The organism is Pseudomonas sp. GW823-FHT02E01 (assembly GCF_058797535.1).
In genome coordinates this window covers 492,968-499,793 of record NZ_JBXAJS010000006.1, presented here as the reverse complement: position 1 = coordinate 499,793, position 6,826 = coordinate 492,968, and the positions used below count along the sequence as shown (strand labels likewise).

Annotated in this window: 7 protein-coding genes and 1 tRNA gene; 2 read left to right on the top strand and 6 right to left on the bottom strand. The window is 58.8% G+C overall.

Features of this window, described 5'->3' with window-relative positions; translation table 11 throughout:
* Positions 1 to 537: 537 nt before the first annotated feature.
* The 5 genes from AC1RDQ_RS17900 to dapA all read right to left on the bottom strand — a co-directional run bounded on the left by AC1RDQ_RS17900 (position 538) and on the right by dapA (position 4,227).
* Positions 538 to 627: transfer RNA gene (locus AC1RDQ_RS17900), tRNA-Ser, on the bottom strand.
* A gap of 83 nt (positions 628 to 710) precedes the next feature.
* Positions 711 to 1,424 carry a phosphoribosylaminoimidazolesuccinocarboxamide synthase gene (gene purC / locus AC1RDQ_RS17895; protein ID WP_007944067.1) on the bottom strand — a complete coding sequence of 238 codons (714 nt, stop codon included), beginning with the start codon at positions 1,422 to 1,424 and terminating at the stop codon, positions 711 to 713.
* A 28-nt stretch (positions 1,425 to 1,452) separates the two neighbouring features.
* Positions 1,453 to 2,211, bottom strand: coding sequence for an MBL fold metallo-hydrolase (locus AC1RDQ_RS17890; RefSeq protein ID WP_057716015.1), 759 nt, complete (start codon positions 2,209 to 2,211; stop codon positions 1,453 to 1,455).
* Positions 2,212 to 2,215: 4 nt separating this feature from the next.
* Positions 2,216 to 3,331 carry an NlpB/DapX family lipoprotein gene (bamC, locus tag AC1RDQ_RS17885; protein ID WP_057716016.1) on the bottom strand — a complete coding sequence of 372 codons (1,116 nt, stop codon included), beginning with the start codon at positions 3,329 to 3,331 and terminating at the stop codon, positions 2,216 to 2,218.
* A gap of 17 nt (positions 3,332 to 3,348) precedes the next feature.
* Positions 3,349 to 4,227: a 4-hydroxy-tetrahydrodipicolinate synthase gene (gene dapA, locus AC1RDQ_RS17880; RefSeq protein WP_056720657.1), complete on the bottom strand. Its 879-nt coding sequence runs from the start codon at positions 4,225 to 4,227 to the stop codon at positions 3,349 to 3,351.
* 327 nt (positions 4,228 to 4,554) lie between these two features.
* Between dapA and AC1RDQ_RS17875 the strand changes: the two genes are divergently transcribed.
* Together AC1RDQ_RS17875 and AC1RDQ_RS17870 are read left to right on the top strand one after the other, a co-directional pair.
* A complete protein-coding gene (locus AC1RDQ_RS17875; RefSeq protein ID WP_007979776.1) occupies positions 4,555 to 5,115 on the top strand; it encodes a glycine cleavage system transcriptional repressor in 561 nt (186 codons plus the stop codon).
* A gap of 10 nt (positions 5,116 to 5,125) precedes the next feature.
* Positions 5,126 to 5,599, top strand: coding sequence for a peroxiredoxin (locus AC1RDQ_RS17870; RefSeq protein ID WP_110658539.1), 474 nt, complete (start codon positions 5,126 to 5,128; stop codon positions 5,597 to 5,599).
* A gap of 142 nt (positions 5,600 to 5,741) precedes the next feature.
* Here AC1RDQ_RS17870 and AC1RDQ_RS17865 read toward each other — a convergent pair whose 3' ends face one another.
* On the bottom strand, positions 5,742 to 6,812 hold the full coding sequence (locus tag AC1RDQ_RS17865; RefSeq protein WP_057716019.1) for an AI-2E family transporter: 1,071 nt from the start codon (positions 6,810 to 6,812) through the stop codon (positions 5,742 to 5,744).
* Positions 6,813 to 6,826: the final 14 nt, after the last annotated feature.

Here is a 6,826-nt window from a genome sequence, read left to right as displayed (position 1 = left end):
TGCTGATAATCTGTTGACTAGCAGTCTGACTCCACAAGCACCCACACGAATTGCTTGATTCAGTTGTTAAAGAGCGGCTGGTTAAGATCTTTCGTCTCAACCGAGGTGCGCATCTTACAGCGCATCTTTTCAATTTGCAACCTTAAAAGTTTCTGATTTTTCAACAAAATCAACTACTTAAACCAAGAGCCACATCAAACTGCTCGTTAGCGGGAGGCGAATAATACAGTATTAAAATACGTGGTCAACCCCCCACCTGAAAATTCTTCTTCCTTGCCAAAGCACCCGGGCCGCCACCATGAGAACCTCCAGCATCTATATAAAGCACTGGGGCAGCAACGAACCCAAACCACATCACCTGGACATATAGATACAACGGTGAGAAAGCCCTACGGCAAATGGATACCCGGCGGATCCCAAGAGCACAGCAGGCATCGCATCGAAAATGCCGGGGCACGAAACACCCGACCAATACGACAGAAACGAAAAAGCCCCTGTAATCTTTAACGATTACAGGGGCTTCGTCTTGTTCAATAATGGCGGAGAGATAGGGATTCGAACCCTAGGTACCGGTGAAGGTACAACGGATTTCGAATCCGTCCCATTCGGCCACTCTGGCATCTCTCCAACGGCGCGCATCATAACAACACTTTCGCAGGAAGCGAACCCCCTAAGCGAAATATTTCTGTGCTATCAGATGCTTGCGTCGGTTAAAGCGGTACGCCCAGGCGATTGGCGACTTCTTCATAGGCTTCGATGACATCACCGAGGCCCTGACGGAAGCGGTCCTTGTCCATTTTCTTACCGGTGGCCTTGTCCCACAGACGGCAGCCGTCCGGGCTGAATTCGTCGCCCAGCACGATGGAGCCATCGTGGAACACGCCGAACTCCAGTTTGAAGTCGACCAGCAGCAGGCCGGCGTCGTCGAACAGTTTGCTCAGGACTTCGTTGACCTTGAGCGACAGCTCCTTCATGCGCACCAGTTGCTCGGCGGTGCCCCAACCAAAGGCCACGACGTGGGATTCGTTGATGAACGGGTCGCCCTTGGCGTCGTCCTTCAGGAACAGCTCGAAGGTGTAAGGGTTGAGCTTCATGCCCTCTTCGACACCCAGACGCTTGACCAGGCTGCCGGCGGCGTAGTTACGCACGACGCATTCGACCGGGATCATGTCGAGCTTCTTCACCAGGCATTCGTTGTCGCCCAGCAATTTGTCGAATTGGGTCGGCACGCCGGCCGCTTCGAGCTTCTGCATGATGAAGGCGTTGAACTTGTTGTTCACCATGCCTTTGCGGTCGAGCTGCTCGATGCGCTTGCCGTCGAACGCCGAGGTGTCGTTACGAAACAGCAGGATCAAGCGGTTAGCGTCGTCGGTCTTGTAAACCGACTTGGCTTTGCCGCGGTAGAGTTCTTCACGTTTTTCCATGATGGGCTCCGCTTGCTAAGTAGATGGGCTAGGCGATATGTCGCCAATCGAGCCCTGAATCTTGATCGGCCAGTTGCAGCCAGTCCGGGTCGCACCCAAGGGTGTCGACAAAACATTGCCGGGCCAGCCGCGGCAGGTTGTTCTTGCTGCTCAGATGGGCCAGGACCAGGTGTTGCAGGTCTTTCCAGCCCAGCTCGGCCACCAGGAATGCCGCCTGGTGGTTATTCAAATGCCCCAGTTCACCGCCTACCCGCTGCTTGAGAAAGTACGGGTAATGACCGCGAGCCAGCATGTCACGACAGTGATTGGACTCGATCATCAACGCATCGAGGTCCCGATAGCCGTCCAGCACCTTGTCACAATACGAGCCCAGGTCGGTCAACAGGCCGAAGCGCCGTAAACCGTCACTGAAAACATATTGCGTCGGTTCTTGTGCATCGTGGGCCACGGCAATGACACCGATGCTCAAGTCGCCGATTTGCAGTTGATCGCCGCCGGCCAGAAAGCCTGCGGGCTCAATAGGTTTGCGCATCCCGCGCAAGGTCCCGCGACTGAGGTAGACAGGCAGATTGTAGCGCCGAGACAGCAAACCCACGCCATGCACGTGGTCGGCATGTTCGTGGGTCACGAGTATCGCGCTCAGCTGCGCAGGGTTCACACCCAGGCGCAGCAGGCGTTTTTCGGTTTCCCGCAGGGAAAAACCACAATCCACCAATACGTACGTATCAGCGCTGGCTATCAGCGTGCCGTTCCCTTGACTACCGCTGCCGAGAACGGCAAAACGCATAGGATCAGCCCAGGTTGTCCTGAATCTTGCTCAACACTTTACGCGCCACATCGGCCGGCGCCACGGTGTTGATGTTTTTCTCTACGGTGACCTGGACGTTCTCGCCAACCTTGCTCAGGCGAACCTGATAACGCTCGGCGCGGGCCTCAAGCTCTTCCTTGCTCGGCGCGCTGCCGAACAGGCTGCTGAAGAAGCCTGGCTTGTCGTCTTTGCTCTCGGCTTTTTCGGCCAGGTTGATGTAGTACAGGCCCAGGCTGCGGTTGATGTCTTCAACACGCCATTCGCCTTGTTCCAGCGCACGACCGACGCTCGACCAGGCACGATCCAGGTCGGTACCGACGTTCAGCACAGGGTTGCCGCTGCCGTCTTCACTCAGGCTGACACGACTTGGCGCGTCGAAATCACGCGAAGCCAGCATGGAAACCGAACCGCCCTTCTCGGAGATACGGCTCATGCTCGCGAGCATGTCGTCGACCAGTGCCGCGTCCAGGCCAGTGTTGACCGAACGGTTGGTGAAGGCCACGTCGGCGGTGCTGCCGGCGGGACGCTCGGCGCTGACCACATAGACTTCACTGGTATTGCGCTGCACGCCCGGCTCGATGCGCACCCGCACGCGGGTTTCGCTGTCCGTGCTGACGCCGGCCGCGCTCAGGCGCTTGGCCATGGCCGCAGACAGTTCATCGGAATGCTGCCAGGTCGTGGTGAATTCACCGGTTTGCGGACGCTGTTCATCCAGACGGAAACCGTTGTCCTGGAAGAACTGAACGGCCACGGGCCAGACTTCAGCCGGCGGATTCTGCGCCAGGATGGAGCTGGAGCCGCCGCTCTTCTGCAGGGAGTAGGCACCGGCGTCAGCACCCGCGGTCAGCGGCTGCGGCCGAGGAACGATGTATTCGCCCTTGGCGGTGTCATCGGCCACGTTGCGCGGGATCGGCAACAGCGGATCCAGACGCTTGGCGGTACGGACATCCGGTGGCATTTGCATCGGTGCAGTCTGTTGCGCTTCCAGGTAATCGCTACCACGGTCACGGAAATAACCTTCCGGGCCCCAGATCCATCCACAGCCACTGGTGCTGGAGATAATCAAGGCAAGTGCGGAAAGTCCGGCCATTCGCTTCATGCGTTGTACTTCCTCAATTAAACCAGGACGCCGCACTGGCGCAGGGCCGTGCGCAGCGTTTCGTGACAAGGTGTGCTCAGCCAGGTCAACGGCAGGCGAATGCCTTCGTGCATCAGGCCCATTTCAACCAAAGCCCACTTCACCGGAATCGGGTTGGCTTCGATGAACAGGTCCTTGTGCAGCGGCATCAGTTTTTCGTTGATTGCCCGTGCAGTCTCGGCATCCCCCTTGAGGGCGGCCTCGCACAGATCGGCCATTTCACGCGGCGCGACGTTGGCGGTAACGGAAATGTTGCCCTTGCCGCCCATCAGGATCAGCTCGACCGCGGTCGGATCATCGCCGGAAAGGACGATGAAGTCCTTGCTTACGCCGTCGAGGATGGCCTTGGCGCGCTTGAGGTCGCCGGTCGCTTCCTTGATACCGATGATGTTCGGCACGGTGGACAGGCGGATCACGGTTTCGGCCTGCATGTCGCAGGAGGTGCGGCCGGGAACGTTATAGAGAATCTGCGGGATGTCGACCGATTCGGCGATGTGCTTGAAGTGCAGGTACAGGCCTTCCTGGGTCGGCTTGTTGTAGTACGGCACTACCAGCAGGCAGGCATCGGCGCCGGCTTCCTTGGCATTACGGGTCAATTCGACGGCTTCGCGGGTCGAGTTGGCGCCGGTACCGGCAATGACCGGAATGCGACCGTTGACCTGCTTGACCACGGCCTTGATGACGGCAATGTGTTCGTCTACATCAAGCGTTGCCGACTCGCCGGTGGTGCCGACGGCGACAATGGCATGGGTGCCGTTTTCAAGGTGGAAGTCCACGAGTTTGCTGAGGCTGTCCCAGTCAAGACGCCCCTGTGCATCCATGGGTGTGACCAGTGCCACCATACTGCCCGCAATCATGAAACCGCTCCTGCCGGAAAAAGAGAGCCGTAATGGTACTGGCGCCAAGATGCTTGCACAAGCGAAGTACTGTGCTGCCGCCATTCCCCTTGGCGCCGGTTTTCGCTACCCTTCAGACTTTGATCGGTACAGACAAGCTCGCGCGCCGGGTTTCAGCCTCCATTTACGGCATCACAAGCCCTGATCCAGCGTTGCCGCCTCTCGCTCCCGCCCTGCCGGAGCACGTCGCGACCTGCCGCTTGGGGGTTTCTGAATTCGCATCCGCAGGCTCGCCCCGGCAAAACGCCCTCTGGACGTACCGACCGCTCATCGCTTTAGGAATGCTGCATGTCCACCCCCACAGTTCGCGAACAATTCCTTGTTATCAGTGCCCTCGGCGCCAACCCCATGGAGCTGACCAACGTCCTGTGCCGCGCCAGCCATGAAAACCGCTGCGCCGTTGTCACCTCTCGCCTGACCCGCCATGGCGAATGCAGTGCCCTGGTGCTGGAAATCTCCGGTAGCTGGGATGCCCTGGCACGCCTGGAAGGCAGCCTGCCAGTATTGGCCAAGCGGCATGCGTTCACGGTCAACGTGGTGCGCAGCGCGGCCCTGGAAAACCGCCCTCAGGCCCTGCCGTACGTCGCTTATGTCAGCTCGGCCTACCGCTCGGACATCATCAACGAGCTGTGCCAGTTCTTCATGGACCACAATGTCGAGCTGGAAAACCTCACCTGCGACACTTATCAGGCTCCGCAGACCGGCGGCACCATGCTCAACGCCACGTTTACCGTGACCTTGCCGGCCGGCGTGCAAATCAGCTGGCTGCGCGATCAGTTCCTGGATTTTGCCGACGCGCTGAACCTCGATGCCCTGATCGAACCCTGGCGCCCACAGAACCCAATGTAAGGAAGCTTTCATGGCCGTTGCCATCGACCAACCGGTTGCCGATTTCGAAGCCCCCGCCACCAGCGGGCAAACCGTCAGCCTCGCCGGCCTGAAAGGCAAGCAGGTAGTGATCTACTTCTACCCCAAGGACAGCACCCCGGGCTGCACGACCGAGGGGCAGGGCTTTCGTGATCAATACGCTGCGTTCAAGGCCGCCAATACCGAAGTGTTCGGCGTGTCTCGCGACAGCCTCAAATCCCACGAGAACTTCAAGTGCAAACAGGAATTCCCCTTTGAGCTGATCAGCGACAAGGACGAAGCCATCTGTCAACTGTTCGACGTGATCAAGCTGAAAAAGCTCTACGGCAAGGAATACATGGGCGTGGATCGCAGCACGTTCCTGATCGACGCCAAAGGCGTGTTGCGCCAGGAATGGCGCGGCGTGAAGGTCCCGGGGCATGTCGATGCGGTATTGGCCGCGGCCCAGGCTCTGAATAAGGCCTGATTTCCGGGCGTTCTTTCGGACGCCATCGCGAGCAAGCTCGCTCCCACAGCTAACCGTGATTTTCTGAACAACTCGGTCAACTGTGGGAGCGAGCTTGCTCGCGAAGGGGTCATCAGCCCCACTGAACGATCAAACCTGCCCCTTAAAGCAGCGGCGCGACCTCCGGCTCCTTGCGCGGCCAGGCATCCAGCACGGCCTTGAACAGCGTCGCCAGGGGAATCGCGAAGAACACCCCCCAGAACCCCCACAACCCGCCAAACAACAGCACTGCGCAGATGATTGCCACCGGGTGCAGGTTGACCGCCTCCGAGAACAACAATGGCACCAGCACGTTGCCATCCAGCGTCTGAATGATCCCGTAGACCGCCATCAAGTATATGAACTGATCGCTCCAGCCCCACTGGAACAGTGCAATCAGAAATACGGGCACGGTCACCACAACGGCGCCGACATAAGGCACCACCACCGAAATCCCCACCAGCAGTGCCAGCAGCGCCGCGTAATTGAGTTCAAGGACAACAAAGGCGATGTAGGTCACGCCACCGCAAATGAAGATTTCGATGACCTTGCCGCGAATGTAATTGGCGATCTGCCGGTTCATTTCATGGGCGACCCGGGTGATCAATGCCCGCTCACGGGGCAGGTAACCGCGCACCCACTGGCCGATCATGGCCCGATCCTTGAGGAAGAAAAACACCAGGATCGGCACCAGCACCAGGTAGATCATGATGTTCACCAGCAATGGCAGGCTCGACAGCGAGAACGTCAGTGCCCACTGACCAAACTTGCCGATTTCGCCCCGTGCCGCTTCGATGGCCTGCAGTACTTGCTCATCGGACACCAGATGCGGATAGCGTTCGGGCAGCAGCAGTAACAGCGACTGCCACTTGGCGAGCATGCCGGGCAACTCGTTGAACAACGTGATCAGTTGATGCCACAGCAACGGCACGACCACCACGATAAACACCAGCAACAGCCCCATGAACAATGCAAAGACCAACCCCACCGCGACCCCGCCCGGCACCCGCAGGCGCTCGAGGGTCACCACCAGCCCCTGCATCAGGTACGCCAGCACCATCCCGGCGAGCACCGGCGCCAGCATACCGCCCAGGGTCAGTACGGCGGTGAACGCCAGAAACAGCAGGACAGCCAGCACCACCGCTTCTTCATCGGAGAAATAGCGCTGAATCCAGTCGCGCAACACTTTGAACATCAATAATCCTTAGG